We start from the raw sequence: 15,762 nt of genomic DNA, 5'->3' as shown, positions 1-15,762 counted from the left end.
TGGTCCCCCGGGTGGCGCTCGGGGACGGTGCCCGGACCCGGTCGCGTCACCGGCGGGGCCCTGGCGGCGCCCGAACACACGGGCCGAGGCGAAGCGGAGACCCCGACCAGGCGCCGCTCAGGTGCAGCCGCAGCGGCTCAGGGCGGCGGCCAGGGTGTCGAGGGCGTGCCCGCTCGCCGCCGGGCTGTTGGCCATGAAGGCGAAGGCGAAGGTGTGCCCGTCCCGGTCGCGGATGGTCCCGGCGAGGGTGCTCACGCCGTTGAGAGTGCCGGTCTTGCCCGGACCAGACCGGCGCCGTCGTGGCTGGACGAGGACGGGGAGTAGCGCTGGTTCTTGCCGAGTGTTCCGGTGGAGTTCGCCGTGGGCAGGCCGGTCAGGGCCGCGTTCAGGTCGGTGTGGGCCGGATCCGCGGCGATGCGCACCAGCTCGACGAGGGCGCGCGGGGAGATGCGGTTCAGCGTGCTCAGCCCGCTGTTGTCGGACAGGTCCACGCCCCCGACGCCCAGGTCCGCCATCACGCGGGCGGTGGCGGCCGCCGCGCCCGCGAAGGACGTCTGCTCGCCCAACTCCTCGGCGGCGATCCGGCCGAGCGCCTCGGCCAGGTTGTTGTCGCTCTGGAGGAGCATGTGCTCGACCAGGGCCGAGACGGGCGGCGAGGCCACACTGGCCACGACGTCGCCGCTGGCCGCGGTCTCGGTCGGGGCGCCCTCGACGGGCACGCCCGCGAGCTCCAGCTGTCGGGCGAAGGCCTCGGCGGCGTACCGGGGAGGGTCGGTCGCGCGCTCGTCCTCGCCCGACTCGATCGCGCCGCTGCCGTCCTCGTCGATCTGGCCGCTGTTGAGCATCAGAGCGTGGATGGGCGAGGTGCTGCCCTCGGAGACGTAGTTGGGCTTCCACCCCGGCCCGATGGGGGGGCCGGTGAAGTGGGAGTCGTCATACCCGACGGAGACGGAGCCGACACCGAGTTCGGCGAGGGCCGCCGCGGTGTTCGCGGCGAGCCCGGACAGGGTCGCTACCTGCGGGTAGGCTGCGGAGTCGGCGGTTTCGGACAGCGTCGTGTCGCCCGCGCCCCGAAGCACCACCCGGCTCCGGTCGGGGTCGAGGTGGACCTCGGTGTGGACGACGTGGTCGGGGCCGACCGCGGCCAGGACCGTGACCGCCGTGGCGATCTTCGTGGTCGAGGCCGGGGTGACCGGCGTGTCCGGGGCCAGCTCGAAGAGCGTCTCGCCGGTGACGGCGTCGACGACGTATCCGGACAGGCCGTCCTCCAGCCCGGAGCCGGACATGGGATCATCGAGGATGTCCGCGATCCTGTCCGGGTCGGCCGGAGCCGAGGTCGCGGGTTCAGCCGCCGCCACGCCCTCCGCGTCCGTGACCGGGGTGGGTTCCGCCGGGACGGGCCGTGCCTCGATCACGTCGAGGACAACGAACCCGGCGACCAGCACGAATATGTTGAGCAGGGCCAGTGCGAGGAGGGCCTCGCCTCGTACCCGTCGCACCCTGGGCACCTGCCTTCCGTCGGTGTCGCGGCCTGACGTTGTTGTTATATGGCGACATTAGTCGCAATGGGAGCCGAGATCAGCATGGAATTCGACGTTACGATCGAGATCCCCAAGGGGGAGCGCAACAAGTACGAGGTGGACCACGAGACCGGTCGCATCCGTCTCGACCGCATGCTGTTCACCTCCACCACCTACCCCGCCGACTACGGTTTCGTCGAGGGGACACTCGGCGAGGACGGCGACCCCTTGGACGCCCTCGTCCTGCTCAAGGCCCCGACCTTCCCGGGCTGCCTGATCCGCGCCCGCGCGATCGGCATGTTCCGCATGCGCGACGAGGCGGGCGGCGACGACAAGCTGCTCTGCGTCCCGGCGACGGACCCGCGCATGGAACACCTGCGTGACATTCACCACGTGAACGAGTTCGAGCGCCTGGAGATCCAGCACTTCTTCGAGGTCTACAAGGACCTGGAGCCGGGCAAGTCCGTCGAGGGCGCCACCTGGGTCGGCCGCCACGAGGCCGAACTGGAGATCATCGCCTCGGTCAAGCGCGCCGAGGAGGCCGGTGTGCACGGCGACCGCTCGCACATCTCCACCGACGAGGACGGCAAGTAGCCGGCGACAGCTCCCGGCATTGCGACCACGGCTCGGTCGGGGTATCCCCGCCGGGCCGTCGTCGTGTCCGGGTCCGGCGCCGCGCCGCCGGGCGCGGGCCTCACATCTGCGCGCCCACCCGGCGCTCCTCCGGTTCCTCCACGTCCTCGGAGCGGCCCTCCGCCGGCGCGGCCCCGGTCGGCGGCACCCGGCGGAGCAGGGCCACCGCGAGCACCGCGGCGGCGGCCGAGAGGACAGCGGCGACCACGGCCGCCGTGTTGAGCCCGCTGGTGAAGGCGGCCCGCGCGGACGCGGTCACCGCAACGCCGAGCTCGGCGGGCAGCCCCTCGGCGGCGGTCAGGGCGCCGGGGAGGGTGTCCGACGCGGCGGCGGCCTCCCCGGCGGGAACACCCTCGGGAACGGCGTCGGCCATGCGGAGGCGGTAGACGGCGGTGCCGATGCTGCCCAGCAGGGCCACGCCCAGCGCCACGCCCAGGTCGCTGGCGGTGCTCTCGACCGCGGAGGCGGCGCCGGCCTTCTCCGGGGGAGCGGAGCCGATCACCATCCCCGGGACGAGCGCCATCGCCGGCGCGATCCCCGGGTAGAGCACGTAGAACCCGACGATGAGCGTCGGGAGCCCGGCCACCGCGTCCACCTGGGTGAGGACGACGTAGCCGACGACGGACAGCAGCAGCCCGGCGGCGATGACGGTGGCGGGGCGCACGCGCCGCGCGATGATCGGTGTGACGACCGAGACGAGGACCAGGACGACCGCCGCCGGAAGAATCCACAGCCCGGCCCGCAGCGGTGTCTGCTCAGCCACCAGCTGGAGGTATTGGGTGAAGAGCAGGTAGACGCCGCCGAGCGCGATCGCGGCGAGCATGTAGACGGCCAGTGATCCGCTGAACTCGCGGTTGGCGAACAGCCGCATGTCGAGCAGCGGCTCGTCCAGTCGGAGCTGTCTGCGGACGAAGACGGCCGCGAGGACCACCCCCGTCACGACGGCGGCCACGGACAGGACGGACGGTCCCGTCTCGGCGACCTTCTTCACGCCGTAGACGAAGGGCAGCAGCGCGCCCAGGGACAGCAGCACACTCAGCGGGTCGAGACGCCCCGCGTCCGGGTCCCGGTACTCCGGGACGAGCAGCGGCACGGCGACCAGGACCAGCGCCATGACCGGCACGCCGACCAGGAGCGCCGCACCCCACCAGAACGACTCCAGGAGCAGCCCGCCGACCAGCGGACCGACCGCCACGCCGACCGACACCGACGCGGCCCACAGTCCGATGGCCACACCGCGCTGGCGTTCGTCGCGGAACAACACGGCGGTGAGGGACAGGGTCGCGGGCATCAGCGCGGCGGCGCCGAGCCCCATGGCCGCACGGGCCGCGATAAGCACCTCGGCGTTCGGGGCGTAGGCCGCGACGACCGACGCGGCACCGAACACCGCCGCTCCGGCCAGCAGGATCCGGCGGCGGCCGATCCGGTCCCCGAGCGACCCCATGGCGACCAGGAAACCGGCCATCATGAAGCCGTAGATGTCGTTGATCCACAGCACCTGGCCGCCGCTCGGGCCCAGGTCGGCGGCGATGAAGGGCGTCGCCATGAAGAGCACGGTCATGGCGAGGAAGAGCAGCACGGTCGGTAGGAGGAGGACGGCGAGGCCGAGCCAGGCGCGCACGCCCGCCCGGGGCGGGGGCGCGGTGGCTACGCGTGAGGTGTGTGACACGGGATGGTTCCTTTCCGGTGAAGCCCTGTGGTGCGGGCGTCGGTACGGGCGTCACCCTGCCCGTCGCGTCTTCGGATTCCCTCCGGACGCGCTCAGGGCCGGCTCAGGGCGGGGTGCCGCGCCGAGGCGGCCCCGGCCCTAGGCTGAGCCCATGCGATTCGGGGTTCTCGGCCCACTGGCCGTCTGGACGTCCCAGGGGCGGCAGGTCCGCGTTCCCGAGGTCAAGGTGCGCACCCTCCTCGCGGAACTGCTGGTCGACCCCGGAGCGGTGGTGTCCGCCGACCGGCTCGTCGACGACCTGTGGGACGGCCCCCTGCCCGCCAACCCCGCCGCCTCCCTCCAGACCCGCGTCTCCCAGCTCCGCAAAGCCCTGGGCGACGCCGAGCCGGGCGGGCGGGAACTGGTGGTCTCCCGGCCTCCCGGGTACCTGCTCGCGGTCGGCGCGGACGCGGTCGACGCGGGCGCCTTCCAGGACCTGCTGTCCCGGGCGCACACCGTCGAGGATCCGGAGCCGCGCGCGTCCCTGCTCTCCGACGCCCTCGCGCTGTGGCGGGGGCCCGCCTTCGCCGACGTCGCCGACCACGCCTTCGCCCGACCCGCGATCGCGCGCCTGGAGGAGCAGCGGCTGACCGTTCTGGAGGAACAGGCCGAGGCCCGCCTCGCACTGGGCGAGCACGACCTGGTCGCCGACGAGCTCGGCGCCCTGGTGGAACGGCACCCCGCACGGGAGCGGCTCCGCGCCGCGCACATGCGCGCGCTCTACCGTTCCGGCCGTCAGAGCCAGGCGCTCGCGTCCTTCCACGACCTGCGCACCCATCTCACCGACGAGCTGGGCCTCGACCCTGGGCCCGAGCTGGTCGCGCTGCACGGCGCCATCCTGCGGCAGGACCCCGGCCTCTCCCCCGCGCCCGCGCGGACCGCGTCCTCCGCGCGGTCGGCGCCGTCCGCCCTGCCCGTCCCACCCACGGAGCTCGTCGGCCGTGACGAGGAGGTCCGGAGCGTGCGAGCCCTCCTGGACACCGCCCGTCTGGTCACCCTCACCGGCCCGGGAGGCGTCGGTAAGACGCGGCTCGCGCTCGCCGTGGCGGAGAAGGCCCGGGAGGCCTTCCCCGACGGAGTCGTGCTCGTGGAGCTGGCCGCGGTCCAGCGGCGGGATCCGGCCGATGTCGCCGAGGCGCTGGCGGCGGCGCTCGGGCTGTGTGACGACTCCGCGACGACGGTTCCCCTCCGCCCGCCCGGGGAGAGCGGGACGGTCCGACGGCTCACCGACGCGCTGCGCGCTCGGAGGGCCCTGCTGGTCCTGGACAACTGCGAGCACGTGGCCGAGCCCGTCGGCCTGCTCGTCACTGACCTCCTGCGCGCGGCACCCGGACTACGGATCCTGGCGACCAGCCAGGCGGCGCTGTCCGTGAACGGGGAGACCCTCCGGCCGGTCCCGCCGCTGGCCGTGCCCGAGGCCGGAACACCCGCCGCGGACCTGGCGGACGCGGCGGCGGTCCGGCTCTTCGCGGCGCGGGCGGCGGCGGCCTCCCCCGGGTTCGCGGTGGACGAGCGCAACGCGGACGCGGTCGCGACGGTCTGCCGCAGGCTCGACGGCGTCCCCCTGGCGCTCGAACTCGCGGCCACGAGGGTGCGCGCGCTCGGCGTCCACGAACTCGCGGCCCGGCTGGACGACCGCTTCGCGCTGCTCACCTCCGGCTACAGGGGCGCGCCCGACCGCCAGCGCACGCTGCGCGCGGTGCTCGACTGGAGTTGGGAACCGCTCAGCGCCTCGGAACGGGCGGTGCTGCGGCGCCTGTCCGTCTTCGCCGACGGGTGCTCATTGGAGGCGGCACGGGAGGTCTGCTCGGATCCGGACGTCCCGGCCGAAGCGGTGCCGGACGTGCTGGCGGATCTGGTCGACCGCTCCATGGTGACCGTGCCCGCGCACGAACCCCGGCCGCGCTACCGGCTGCTGGAGTCCGTGGCCGCCTACGGGGCCGAACGGCTCCGGGAGGCCGGCGAGGAGGACTCCACGCGCGACCGCCATCTGCGCCACCACGCCGACCTGGCGGAGCGGGCCGACCCCCATCTGCGGACGCCGGGTCAGCGGGAGTGGCTCCAGCGCCTGGACACCGAGGGCGCCAACCTGCGCGCCGCGCTGGACCACGCGGTGCGCACGGGGGCCTCGTCGCAAGCCTTGCGGCTGGTCAACGCGCTCGCCTGGTACTGGACGCTGCGCGGTCGACTCGGTGAGGGAACCCGGTCGCTGTCCGCCGTCCTGGACCTCGCCGAGCGGCCCGGAGAAAGCGCTGCCCGGTACACGGCGGCGACCTGGCGCGACGCCCTCGCCCACGGTCTGGGAACGGCCCCGGGCCCCCGGCCGGGGGCGCCCGTCTGGGACGACCCCGCCGACGCGGACGCGGCCGCGCACGCGGAGTGGTTCCTCGCCCACTCGCTCCTGGGGTTCGGCGGCGGCGAGGGAAGCGAGGCCGCCGCGCGACGGCTGCTGGGAACCTTCCGTGCCCGTGGGGACCGGTGGGGCGAGGCGGCGGTGTCGGCCACACTCGCGCGCGCCGCGCAGGGCAGGAGCGACCTGGCCGCGGTGCGCGCGTCGGCGGAGCGGAGCATGGACCTGTTCACTGAGGTGGGCGACGGCTGGGGCCAGGTGCTCGCCGGGCAGCTCCTCGGCGACCACGCCGAGGTTCGCGGCGACCACGAGGCCGCTGCGCGCCACCACCGCGAGGCGTTGCGCACGGCCGAGGGGCTGGGCCTGTGGACCGAGGCCGGTGAGCGGCTCACACTGCTGGGCCGGATCGCGCTCCTCCAGGGCGACCACGACCGCAGCGACGCGCTGCACGGGCGCGCCCGCCGACTGGCCGTCGAGCAGGGGCACGTGGTCGGTCAGGAGTCCGCCGAACTGGGGCTGGCGCTGACCGCGCGCAGGCGCGGCGACCTGGACACCGCGGAGCGGTACCTGCGGGACTGGCTGGACTGGCACCTGCGGATGCGCTCGCACTTCGGCGCGGCGCTGACCTACGCGGAGCTCGGGTTCGTCGCGGAGCTGCGCGGCGACGCCGGGGAGGCGGAACGGCTGCACACCCTCGGGTTGGAGACCGCGCGGACGACGGGGGACCCCCGGGCCGTGGCGCTGGCCCTGGAGGGCCTCTCCGGCGCACGGGCGCTCGCCGGAGAGCACCGGCGGGCCGCCCACCTGCTCGGGACCGCCACGGCGCTCAGGGAGTCGGTGGGCGCGCCTCTGCCCGAGGCCGAGCGCGGCGACGTCGACCGTGTGCTGGGACACGTGCGCGCGGCGCTGGGCGACGCTGTGGCCGACGCGGAGTTCGAGGAGGGGCGCCGCCACGGCGCCGACCGTCGCCGGAGCGTCCTGAGCGCATCCTGAGGATGTCCTGAGCTTGGTCCCGCAGGCTGTCCCCATGGACGACATGGAGAGCAGGGTCCGTCGGGCGGAGGGAGCGGGGACGATGACCCGGAACCGCGTCGGCGGCTTCGACCGGATCAGGGGCGACTTCGACCGCATCGTCGGGTCGGTCGTGTACGCGACGATGACCACCGTGGACGGCAGGGGGCGGCCCCGTGCACGCGTGCTCGTGCCCGTCTGGGAGACCGACGGCGACCGCCCCGTGGGATGGCTCGCCACCTTTCCGACGCCCGTGAAGACCGCCCACCTCGCGGGCAACCCGCACACGACCCTGTCGTACTGGAGCCCCGCCCAGCACACCGTCGCCGTGGACGCGGTGGCGTCCTGGGCCGACGGGGCGGACGTGCGGCGGCGGGTGTGGGACCTGTACCGGGCGGGAAGTCCGCCGGGTGCCGGGTACGACCCGGGCGCCTACTGGAGCGCCCCGGACGACCCGGAGTTCCGGGTCCTGCGGTTCGACCCGTGGCGGATCCAGGTGCTGCGCGGCGCCGACCTCGTGCGGGGCGTGCCCCCCAGGATCTGGCGGGCGCCGGAGGCTACACCTGCCCCAGCTCCCGGGCGATAACGCATCCGGCGAACACGATGACCAGCAGCGCGGCCAGGAGGACCACCAGGATCGACAGCAGGGAGAGCGGCCCGCGCGTGAGGAACCCGGTCGACGGGGGCAGCGGGAACCCGTCGCGGCCGAAGTGGTCGGCGCGCGCGGTCACGTGCGCCCGGTAGCCGTCGAGCTCGGGCCCGGTCATGCCGTTGAGCACCCGCGCCCGCACCAGCGCGGTGTGCTCGGGCATCCGCCACCCGACCGCGGCCTCACAGCGGGCGCCGCGGCGCGTGTGCCGCGCGCACTCGACCTCCGCCAGGGCGTGCAGCCACTCCCCCAACCGGTCCGCGCCGGGCACCTGGCCGATGTGTGCGCGCGCCACGATGAGGGTGTCCCGCAGCACCACGTGCGCGGTGTCGCGGTCGCGCAGGACCAGGATGCAGCGCCGGTACAGCTCCTCCCCGTAGGTGTCGAGCAGGTACGCGTAGGCTTCCGCCGCCGAGGTGCGGCTGGAGCGCAGGGCGCGGAGAAGGTCCCGGTCCGTCATAGACCTAGAATCTACGCCGCGCGCAACACGCCGTTCTCCTCTTTGCGTAAAGACCGGCCGCCCCGCGACCGGGCAGTCAGTCGTCGCCCTCGGCCTTCCCGCCGCGCGGGGCGCGCGCCGGCGCGCGTTCGCGCAGCCACAGCAGCAGGTACGTGAGCATGGTCAGCCCCGCGACCAGCACGGCCTCCCCCGGCCCGAGGAAGCCGAGCGCCATCACCCCGGCCGCCACGACGACGAGCGCGCGCACGAGGACACGCGCCCACAGTCCCGGCACGTCCGGGCTCACCCGGACTCTCCGAGGCGGGATCCCATCACGGCCACTCCTGAATCACTGCGGTTGGGGGATGGGGAGGGCTCCGCGTCGGCGTCGCTCCCACACCGTCCACGGGTTCCACATGTCACCACCGCGCGCCGCGACCCGCAACAAGCCCGGAGCGGTGACCGGGTGAGATGATCGACACGCGCGATTCCCCGTGATCGCTTGACTCCTCCCGGACTTTGCTGGTCTCCTTGGAACCATGCATCCGCACACGCCCGCCGACGCCATGGCTCGCACGGCCCTCGGGGCCCCCTGCCACCTGGCCGTCGAGGCGTGTCCGTGTTGTCGTCGCTGAGTCGCCGCGAGGGCGCGTTCCCGCGCCCGCGTCCGACCGACCCGGTGTCCGCCGTCCACGTTCGCGTGTGATCTGACGGCCCGCACCGGCCCGGGGCGCCTCCGTCTCCGCGTTCGCGCGTCGAGCGGCCACCCCAGCGGCCCCGGTCTCCCGGGGCCCACCGACGACGACGTCCGCGCGCTCCCCGCCGGGGGGCGGCGCGCACACGTGAAGGATCTTCCCACGATGCCGCAGCAGGCTTCCACCGCCCTCCGCTCCGCCGCCGCGTCCGCGGACGCGGCCCCGACCGCCCCGCGCCCCGCCAGGGTCTCCCTGGAGGGCATCGGCGACGTGCTCGACGCCGGGCGCAGTTCGGGCTACGCCCATCTGGGCGAGCACCGTCTTCCGACGATCGGTCGTCTGGTCTCGGCCGCGCGCGCGCCGCCGGGGCGATGCGCCGCCCCACGCTCTGGCCGGCGCGCCGGGGCCGCTGGCAGCTCGCGCCCCGGGCGGCCCGCCGCCACGCGAGCGGTCGGCTCCGTGTGACCACGGTGGCGCTCGAACCGAACACCTTCGTCCCCGAGCCGACCGCCCACTCTGGGCGGAGGCACTCGTTGGAGGTCCTGTACCTGGTCAGCGGCAGGGCGCACCTGATCGCGTCGGGGGCGGGGGCCGCCGGGCGAGCCAGCACTTGGTGAACACCGGAAACGAGGTCGCCGTCGTGGTCCGGGTGACCGCCTGAGGCGACGTGGGCGCGGGGGTCACGCATCGGCGTTCCGCCCCGTGGCGGCCGCGCGGAGTTCGGCGTCCACCGCCTCGATCGAGCGGAGGACGGACGCGGTGCGCCGCCCCTCCTCCAGGTAGGCGTTCATCACCTGGTCCAGCGCGTGCGGCGGCAGGTGCTCGCGCAGGTCCACCCGGGCGGTGCGGTACCCCTCGCGGGCGGCCTCCAGGGCGGCGGACACGTACTGACGGGCCAGACGGGACAGCGCGACCGGGTGTCGGCGCAGCACTCCGTGCAGCCGGTAGTCGGCGGGTACGTGGTCGAACAGCCACACCAGGGCCGTCTGCTCGAAGGAGTCCGACCCGGGTGGGTGCACACTCGCGGGCCAGTCCGGCGTCAGCGACTGATCGGGCATGCCACCAGCATACCCATTGTTCGAAAACCCGTTCGATTCAGGCCGCCGTCTCCGCCTCAGTCGGCGGAGTCGACCTCCTCCCCGGCCCGTCTCTCCATCTCGACCCGGATGGCCTGCTCGGCCGCGTCCACCGCGGCGCGGGCTGTGATGGCGTTGGTGTGCGCGCGGTCCAGCTCCTCCAGGAGGATGCAGTCGAAGGACACGCGCGCGTCGTGGATCGCGGCTTCCAGCTGGCGTGACGCCTCTTCCAAACTCATGACCCCTAACTTCCCCGCACAAGCTCGCACACATCCGCCCCACCCGGCTCATCAGTACTCGAACCCGGCCTGTCCTCGGGCCGTTCTACGATGTTGCTGAATCGCCGCTGTTCACGGCGGTGCCGATCACCCGACCGGAGAGGGACCCCCCATGCGCAACCGCTACCCCGGGACCTGCACGACCTGTTCGGTCCCCGTCGCCGTGGGCGACGGCGTCGTGGTCAAGGAAGGGGGACGCTGGCGCACCTACTGCGTCGAGCACGAGCCCCGTCCCGCACCGCCCGCGCGCGGCGACCACCAAGGATGGCACACGAGCGCCCTGCTCGGCTTCGACTCCGAGACTTCCTCGCGCGACCCCGAGGACGCGTTCGTGGTGTCGGCCGCGCTGGTCGACCGGGACGGCAAGTCGACCACGTGGCTGGTTGACCCCGGCCCCCGGGAGATCCCCGAGGACGCGGTCGCGATCCACGGGATCAGCACCGAGCGGGCGCGCGCGGAGGGGCGGCCCGCCGTCGACTGCCTGACGGAGATCTCCGACGCGCTCACGGCGCATCTGGCGGCGGGGCAGGGGGTCGTGGTCTTCAACGCGCCCTACGACCTGAGGGTGCTCGCCCACGAGCTGGAGCGACACGGACTGCCGCCGCTGTCGGCGCGACTCGGGGGCGCCGTCGCTCCGATCGTGGACCCGTTGGTGATCGATCGGGGCGTGGACCCGTACCGGCGCGGGAAGCGGAACCTGAGCGCGATGAGCGAGTACTACGGGGTGGACCTGACCGAGGCGCACACGGCGACTGCGGACGCCTGGCGGCGCTGGCGGTGGCGGGGGAGATCGGCGCCCGGCACCCGGACGTGGCGGGGTTGAGCCTCGCGGAGCTGCACGAGCGGCAGAGGGAGTGGGCGCTCGGGTTCGCCCGCAGCCGTCAGGAGTGGCTGGACCGGACCAAGCCCGGACACGGGACGGTCGTGGACGGCGCCTGGCCCTGACTCAGGGTTCGAGGACGGGTCCCGGCCCGGCTCCGCCGAGTTCGGCGACGATCCCCCGGGCGCGGCCCTCGTCGACCTCGGCCCGTTCGCCCACCATGCGGACGGCTTCCTCCGTCCGGCCCAGGGCCACGAGGCCACGCACCCGGGCGCGCAGCTCGGGGGGCAGGTCCTCGGGGGACCGTGGGCCCGGGACGTATCCGCCGACCTGGAGTTCGGGGCCCGTGAGCGGGTCGGCGTCCGGCGTCCGCCCGGCGGCGAGACGCTCCTCCAGCGAAGCGATGATCCGCCGCACCGCGTAGGAGCCCCCGCCGAGCACGAGGACGGCTCCCACCAGAAGAAGCACCATGAACATCAGACTCATGGTGCGCATATACCCCAATTCCGGCTATAACAGACACTGGTCGGCGCAACGGACAGTAAGCATCCATTGACCAGGAGCGACGCCACCCCGCGAGCCGCGCCGCGGCTCTGTGACGCTCATGTCCGCCAACGGCGTGCGCCTGGAGGACATCGCGCGGCTGGTCGGCCACAGCAGCACGGCCACGACCGAACTCGTCTACCGCAAGGAGCTGCGACCGGTGATCACCGAAGGGGCGCACATCATGGGGGACCTCTTCGCCGAGTAGGCGTTGGTCACCCAATTGGTCACCTACGCGAAACGCCACCCCGGACCGGGGTGCGTTCGGGCTGAGCCGCCTATCGGAATCGAACCGATGACCTATTCATTACGAGTGAATCGCTCTGCCGACTGAGCTAAGGCGGCACCGCACCGCGTGTTCGACGCGGCGAAGCGGTCACCAGTCTAGCGCCTCCAGCGAGGTGATTCGTCCACGGCCGCCGCGCCGGCTCCCTCACGCGCAGGCCATGCCGTCCACGGGGACCGCCAGATCGATGAGGTACTCGTCCACCATCGTGTCCACGCACGCGTCGCCCATCCGGTAGCCCGTGTGCCCGTCGCCGTCCCGGGTCACCAGGAACCCGGAGTCCAACTGCTCGGCCAGGGCCACCGCCCACGCGTACGGCGTGGCCGAGTCCCGCGTGGTGCCCACCACCATGATCGGGTCCGCGCCCGCCGCGTCGAGCGCGCCGCCCGGCGCCACCGCCTCCTGCGGCCAGTAGGCGCACGGCAGCGCGCCCCAGGCCAGCCCGGGACCGAAGTTCGGCGACTCCTCCGCCGCCTCGACCGCGGCCTCCGCGTAGGCCTCGACGTCGCGGGGGCTGGGCAAGTCCGAGCAGTTCACCGCGATGAGCGCCGCCGTGGAGTTCTCGTACACCGCCGTGTCGGACCGGCTGTACAGGTCGTCCCCGAGCAGGATCAGCCCGGTTCCGTCGCCGTCGTCCATGGCGTCGGTGAGCGCCTCGCGCACCCGCGGCCACCAGGCGTCGGTGTACAGCGCCGCGAGCACGCCCAGCCCGGCACGCGTCCGGTTGACCTCGCGGTCGTCGGCGGAGTTGGCCAGCGGGTCCTCGCCCGCGTCCTCCAGGAAGGCGTTCAGGGCCGCGATCCCGTCGTCCACGCCGTCGCCCGAGCCGCCCAACGGGCAGTCGGTCAGGGTCAGGCAGTCCTCGACGAAGGCCGTCAGCGCGATCTCGAAGCCCGTCGCCTGGTCCACGCTCAGTTCGAGCTGGTCCATGCTCGGGTCGACCGCCCCGTCGAGGACGAGCGCCCGCACCCGGTCGGGGAACTGGTCGGCGTACTGGGCGCCGATGTGCGTGCCGTAGGAGGCTCCGAGGTAGGTCAGCCGCTCGTCGCCGAGCAGCGCTCGCAGGACGTCCATGTCCTTGGCGACGTCGGCGGTGCCCATGTGCAGCATCAGTTCGGGGGAATGGGCCTCGCAGGCCTCGACGAACGCGCGCCCGCTCTCCGACATCTCGGCCACGCCCTCGTCGGTGATCTCCGCCAGGTTCGCGTCCCCGTCCTCGGAGTCCACGTCCATCCCGAGGAACTCGTCGAGCTCGGTGGCGTCCATGCACGTGAGCGGGGTGCTGCGGCCCACGCCGCGCGGATCGAAGCCCACCACGTCGAAGCGCTCGCGCACGTCGTCGCTGACCGCGTAGGCCGTCTGGTCCACGTAGTCGAAGCCCGAGCCGCCGGGGCCGCCGGGGTTGAGCACCAGCGAACCGATGACGTCGTCGCCCTTGGCGGGCAGCCGCTTGACCGCGATCTCGATCCGCGCGCCGTCGGGCTCCCCGTAGTCGAGCGGCACCTCGAAGACCGCGCACTCGGCGCCCTCCAGCCCGCTCTCGCAGGCCTCCCAGTCGAGTTCCTGCGCGGTGAAGTCCGCCAGGGGACCGGTCGTCCCGGCCTCATTGGCGTCCCCCACCGTCCCGTCGGCCCCGTCGAAGGCGCAGCCGGTCGCCAGCAGCACCGCCCCCGCGAGCGCGGCCGCCGTCGACCCCCGCTTGATCGTGCCCACCCGATGTCCGCCTCTCCGTCTCAGCCGACCGTGGTCGGCGCGCTCAACGCCGCACCATTGTGCCGGACCCGAGGGGATCCGGGGCCCGCCGCCCGCTACCCGGCGAGCAGGGCCGACGTCATGGCCTCCATCGCGATCTGCGGGTGCACGTTGGCGGCGATCCGCTCGCGGCAGCCCATGATCGCGTCGATCCGCCGGAGCGTGGCCTCCGGGCCACCGGACCGCGCCAGCCGCTCCAGGTCGCCGGTGCGGTCGTCCGTGGACCGCTCCACCCCGGCGCCCAACTGGAGCGTGAGCACGTCCCGGTAGAACGCCGCCAGGTCCAGCAGCGCGCGGTCGTAGGAGTCGCGTTTGACGCGGGTGGCGCGACGCTTCTGCCGCTCCTCCAGGTCCTTGAGCGCGCCCGCCGCGCCCCGGACCGCCTTGGCCACCCCCTTGCCGGTGGAGCCCTCGCCGAACGCCGCCCTCAGTTCACCCCTCTCCCGTTCGTCGAGCGCGGTGGTCAGGGACTTGGACTCCTCCTCCGCGATCTCGTAGAGGCGAGCGGCCGCGGTCACGCACGCGCCGAGGCCGTCGAGCCGGGCGGGGATGGACAGCACCTCCTCGCGACGCCTGCGCGCCTCGGGGTCGGTGGCCAACTGCCGCGCCCGGTCGATCCGTCCCCCGGCGGCCCGCGCCGCGGCCTCGGCGGTCGCGGGGTCGACGCCGTCGCGCCGGACGAGCGCGTCGACCACCTCCCGCGTGCCCGGAGTGGCCAGGGTGACCAGGCGACAGCGGGAGCGGATGGTGACGAGCAGGTCGTCGGGGGTGGGCGTGCACAACAGCCACACCGTCCGGGGCGACGGCTCCTCGACGGCCTTGAGCAGGGCGTTGGAGGCGGCCTCGGTGGCGCGGTCGGCGTCCTCGAACAACACGACACGGAACCGCCCGCCCGAGGGCTTGCTCCCGGCCCGCAGGACCAGGTCACGGGTGTCGGCGACGCCGTAGCTGAGCCCGCTCGGACGCACGTACAGCACGTCGGGGTGTGTTCCGGCGCGGACCTGGTGGCAGGAGTCGCAGTGGCCGCAGCCGCCGTCCCGGCACTGGAGGGCCGCCGCGAACGCGCGGGCCGCCTCCGAGCGTCCCGAACCGGGGGGGCCGGTGAACAGCCAGGCGTGCGTCATTCCCCCGCCGGGACCGCCCGCGACCAGGTCCCCGGCCGCGGCGACCGCGCGTCGCAGCTGGCCCACCGCGGCGCTCTGGCCGACGAGGTCGTCGAAGACCGTCACATTCTCCCCCTGGGCCGACGCCGATGTCCGGTCCCAGAATAGGAGCCCTCGCAGACGGTCGGCGCGGCTTCGTGTGTACCGTCGGCGACGTCTCCTACTGTTGCGCCAACCGACGCTGGAGGAGCTTCCGTGGGCATGATCCGCACCCATCTGTCCGTCTCCCTGGACGCTTCGCCGCCGGACCGCGCCAGAGCGTCGAGCATCCGCTGGGTGTGGGCGGTGACCGCCTGCACACCTGGGTGTTCGGGCTGCGGGCGTGGCGGACCCGGCACGGCATGGCGGGCGGCGAGGTCAACGCCTCCAGCGCCGTGGTCGAGCAGGTCCAGGGAAACGTCGGCGCGGTGGTCATGGGCCGCGGCATGTTCGGCGGTGGTCCCGGACCGTGGAACGAGGAGGCCCCCTGGACGGGGTGGTGGGGCGAGGACCCGCCGTTCCACGCGCCGGTGTTCGTGGTGACCCACCATCGGAGGGAGCCCCTGCCGATGGCGGGCGGCACCACCTTCCACTTCGTGACTGAGGGCGCCGCGGCGGCCGTGGAGCAGGCCCGGCGGATCGCGGGCGACCGCGATGTGCTCGTCGCCGGGGGCGCCGCCACCGTGCGGGACTGTCTGAACGCCGGTCTTCTCGACCAGCTCGACCTGCACCTGGTCCCGGTGCTCCTGAGAGCGGGCGAGAGACTGTTCGACGGCGTGGACGACGTCCGTCTGGAGCAGGTGCGCGCGGTGGAGGCCCCCGGCGTCACGCATCTGACGTACCGGGTCCTGCGCTGAGCC

At 73.8% G+C, this 15,762-nt stretch carries 15 protein-coding genes, 1 tRNA gene and 2 pseudogenes; 8 read left to right on the top strand and 10 right to left on the bottom strand.

Annotated features, from left to right (window positions below; all coding sequences use genetic code 11):
• Positions 1 to 117 precede the first annotated feature (117 nt).
• A pseudogene (dacB, locus tag BJF83_RS19495) lies at positions 118 to 1,286 on the bottom strand (D-alanyl-D-alanine carboxypeptidase/D-alanyl-D-alanine-endopeptidase).
• A 297-nt stretch (positions 1,287 to 1,583) separates the two neighbouring features.
• Here dacB and BJF83_RS19490 point away from each other — a divergent pair.
• Positions 1,584 to 2,114, top strand: a complete 531-nt coding sequence (locus tag BJF83_RS19490; protein WP_187347190.1) for an inorganic diphosphatase — start codon at positions 1,584 to 1,586, stop codon at positions 2,112 to 2,114.
• A 100-nt stretch (positions 2,115 to 2,214) separates the two neighbouring features.
• On the opposite strand, the gene BJF83_RS19485 is transcribed toward BJF83_RS19490, so the two are convergent.
• Entirely contained in the window at positions 2,215 to 3,822 is a 1,608-nt protein-coding gene (locus tag BJF83_RS19485; RefSeq protein ID WP_075927448.1) for an MFS transporter, read from the bottom strand.
• Positions 3,823 to 3,973: 151 nt separating this feature from the next.
• Here BJF83_RS19485 and BJF83_RS19480 point away from each other — a divergent pair, with 151 nt between their 5' ends.
• On the top strand, positions 3,974 to 7,204 hold the full coding sequence (locus BJF83_RS19480) for a BTAD domain-containing putative transcriptional regulator (protein WP_075927447.1): 3,231 nt from the start codon (positions 3,974 to 3,976) through the stop codon (positions 7,202 to 7,204).
• Positions 7,205 to 7,286: 82 nt separating this feature from the next.
• Positions 7,287 to 7,808, top strand: a complete 522-nt coding sequence (locus tag BJF83_RS19475) for a pyridoxamine 5'-phosphate oxidase family protein (RefSeq protein WP_075927534.1) — start codon at positions 7,287 to 7,289, stop codon at positions 7,806 to 7,808.
• Here BJF83_RS19475 and BJF83_RS19470 read toward each other — a convergent pair.
• Together BJF83_RS19470 and BJF83_RS19465 are read right to left on the bottom strand one after the other, a co-directional pair.
• Positions 7,780 to 8,331 (bottom strand): RNA polymerase sigma factor, encoded by a 552-nt coding sequence (locus tag BJF83_RS19470; RefSeq protein WP_075927446.1) that lies wholly within the window; start codon positions 8,329 to 8,331, stop codon positions 7,780 to 7,782. The two genes, BJF83_RS19475 and BJF83_RS19470, sit on opposite strands and share 29 nt — an antisense overlap.
• A gap of 76 nt (positions 8,332 to 8,407) precedes the next feature.
• A complete protein-coding gene (locus BJF83_RS19465; RefSeq protein ID WP_075927445.1) occupies positions 8,408 to 8,617 on the bottom strand; it encodes a hypothetical protein in 210 nt (69 codons plus the stop codon).
• Positions 8,618 to 9,170: 553 nt separating this feature from the next.
• Between BJF83_RS19465 and BJF83_RS30635 the strand changes: the two genes are divergently transcribed.
• Both BJF83_RS30635 and BJF83_RS30630 read left to right on the top strand, forming a co-directional pair.
• Positions 9,171 to 9,470: a hypothetical protein gene (locus BJF83_RS30635; protein ID WP_316042315.1), complete on the top strand. Its 300-nt coding sequence runs from the start codon at positions 9,171 to 9,173 to the stop codon at positions 9,468 to 9,470.
• A complete protein-coding gene (locus tag BJF83_RS30630; RefSeq protein WP_316042314.1) occupies positions 9,467 to 9,622 on the top strand; it encodes a hypothetical protein in 156 nt (51 codons plus the stop codon). The genes BJF83_RS30635 and BJF83_RS30630 overlap by 4 nt, the downstream gene beginning before the upstream one ends.
• Positions 9,623 to 9,685: 63 nt before the next feature.
• Here BJF83_RS30630 and BJF83_RS19455 read toward each other — a convergent pair whose 3' ends face one another.
• Complete coding sequence (locus BJF83_RS19455; protein WP_075927444.1) at positions 9,686 to 10,063, bottom strand: hypothetical protein; 378 nt, start codon at positions 10,061 to 10,063, stop codon at positions 9,686 to 9,688.
• 56 nt (positions 10,064 to 10,119) lie between these two features.
• The gene (locus BJF83_RS19450; RefSeq protein ID WP_075927443.1) at positions 10,120 to 10,320 is read right to left on the bottom strand and encodes a hypothetical protein; all 201 of its coding nucleotides are present in this window, start codon (positions 10,318 to 10,320) and stop codon (positions 10,120 to 10,122) included.
• Positions 10,321 to 10,471: 151 nt separating this feature from the next.
• Here BJF83_RS19450 and BJF83_RS19445 point away from each other — a divergent pair.
• A pseudogene (locus BJF83_RS19445) lies at positions 10,472 to 11,304 on the top strand (exonuclease domain-containing protein).
• 1 nt (position 11,305) lies between these two features.
• Here the strand turns inward: BJF83_RS19445 and BJF83_RS19440 are convergent.
• Positions 11,306 to 11,656, bottom strand: coding sequence for a hypothetical protein (locus BJF83_RS19440; RefSeq protein WP_316042313.1), 351 nt, complete (start codon positions 11,654 to 11,656; stop codon positions 11,306 to 11,308).
• A gap of 127 nt (positions 11,657 to 11,783) precedes the next feature.
• Here BJF83_RS19440 and BJF83_RS28000 point away from each other — a divergent pair, with 127 nt between their 5' ends.
• Positions 11,784 to 11,930, top strand: coding sequence for a hypothetical protein (locus BJF83_RS28000; protein WP_187347189.1), 147 nt, complete (start codon positions 11,784 to 11,786; stop codon positions 11,928 to 11,930).
• Positions 11,931 to 11,994: 64 nt separating this feature from the next.
• Here the strand turns inward: BJF83_RS28000 and BJF83_RS19435 are convergent.
• The 3 genes from BJF83_RS19435 to BJF83_RS19425 form a co-directional block, all read right to left on the bottom strand.
• Positions 11,995 to 12,067 (bottom strand) — tRNA-Thr (locus tag BJF83_RS19435).
• 88 nt (positions 12,068 to 12,155) lie between these two features.
• Positions 12,156 to 13,721 carry an alpha/beta hydrolase gene (locus BJF83_RS19430; protein ID WP_075927442.1) on the bottom strand — a complete coding sequence of 522 codons (1,566 nt, stop codon included), beginning with the start codon at positions 13,719 to 13,721 and terminating at the stop codon, positions 12,156 to 12,158.
• 95 nt (positions 13,722 to 13,816) lie between these two features.
• Positions 13,817 to 14,989: a DNA polymerase III subunit delta' gene (locus BJF83_RS19425; protein ID WP_075927441.1), complete on the bottom strand. Its 1,173-nt coding sequence runs from the start codon at positions 14,987 to 14,989 to the stop codon at positions 13,817 to 13,819.
• Between the two features lie 212 nt (positions 14,990 to 15,201).
• Here BJF83_RS19425 and BJF83_RS19420 point away from each other — a divergent pair, with 212 nt between their 5' ends.
• Positions 15,202 to 15,759 (top strand): dihydrofolate reductase family protein, encoded by a 558-nt coding sequence (locus BJF83_RS19420; RefSeq protein ID WP_262391687.1) that lies wholly within the window; start codon positions 15,202 to 15,204, stop codon positions 15,757 to 15,759.
• Positions 15,760 to 15,762: the final 3 nt, after the last annotated feature.

This window comes from Nocardiopsis sp. CNR-923 (assembly GCF_001942255.1).
Lineage (GTDB): Bacteria > Actinomycetota > Actinomycetes > Streptosporangiales > Streptosporangiaceae > Nocardiopsis.
This window is presented reverse-complemented; position numbering and strand designations above follow the sequence as displayed.

What these genes read in the sequence shown, in the direction of transcription:
- BJF83_RS28000 (WP_187347189.1), top strand. Translation starts at nt 11,784, where the DNA reads ATGTCCGCCAACGGCGTGCGCCTGGAGGACATCGCGCGGCTGGTCGGC.
- BJF83_RS19440 (WP_316042313.1), bottom strand. Translation starts at nt 11,656, where the DNA reads ATGTTCATGGTGCTTCTTCTGGTGGGAGCCGTCCTCGTGCTCGGCGGG.
- BJF83_RS19490 (WP_187347190.1), top strand. Translation starts at nt 1,584, where the DNA reads ATGGAATTCGACGTTACGATCGAGATCCCCAAGGGGGAGCGCAACAAG.
- BJF83_RS30635 (WP_316042315.1), top strand. Translation starts at nt 9,171, where the DNA reads ATGCCGCAGCAGGCTTCCACCGCCCTCCGCTCCGCCGCCGCGTCCGCG.
- BJF83_RS19450 (WP_075927443.1), bottom strand. Translation starts at nt 10,320, where the DNA reads ATGAGTTTGGAAGAGGCGTCACGCCAGCTGGAAGCCGCGATCCACGAC.
- BJF83_RS19470 (WP_075927446.1), bottom strand. Translation starts at nt 8,331, where the DNA reads ATGACGGACCGGGACCTTCTCCGCGCCCTGCGCTCCAGCCGCACCTCG.
- BJF83_RS19475 (WP_075927534.1), top strand. Translation starts at nt 7,287, where the DNA reads ATGACCCGGAACCGCGTCGGCGGCTTCGACCGGATCAGGGGCGACTTC.
- BJF83_RS19480 (WP_075927447.1), top strand. Translation starts at nt 3,974, where the DNA reads ATGCGATTCGGGGTTCTCGGCCCACTGGCCGTCTGGACGTCCCAGGGG.
- BJF83_RS19455 (WP_075927444.1), bottom strand. Translation starts at nt 10,063, where the DNA reads ATGCCCGATCAGTCGCTGACGCCGGACTGGCCCGCGAGTGTGCACCCA.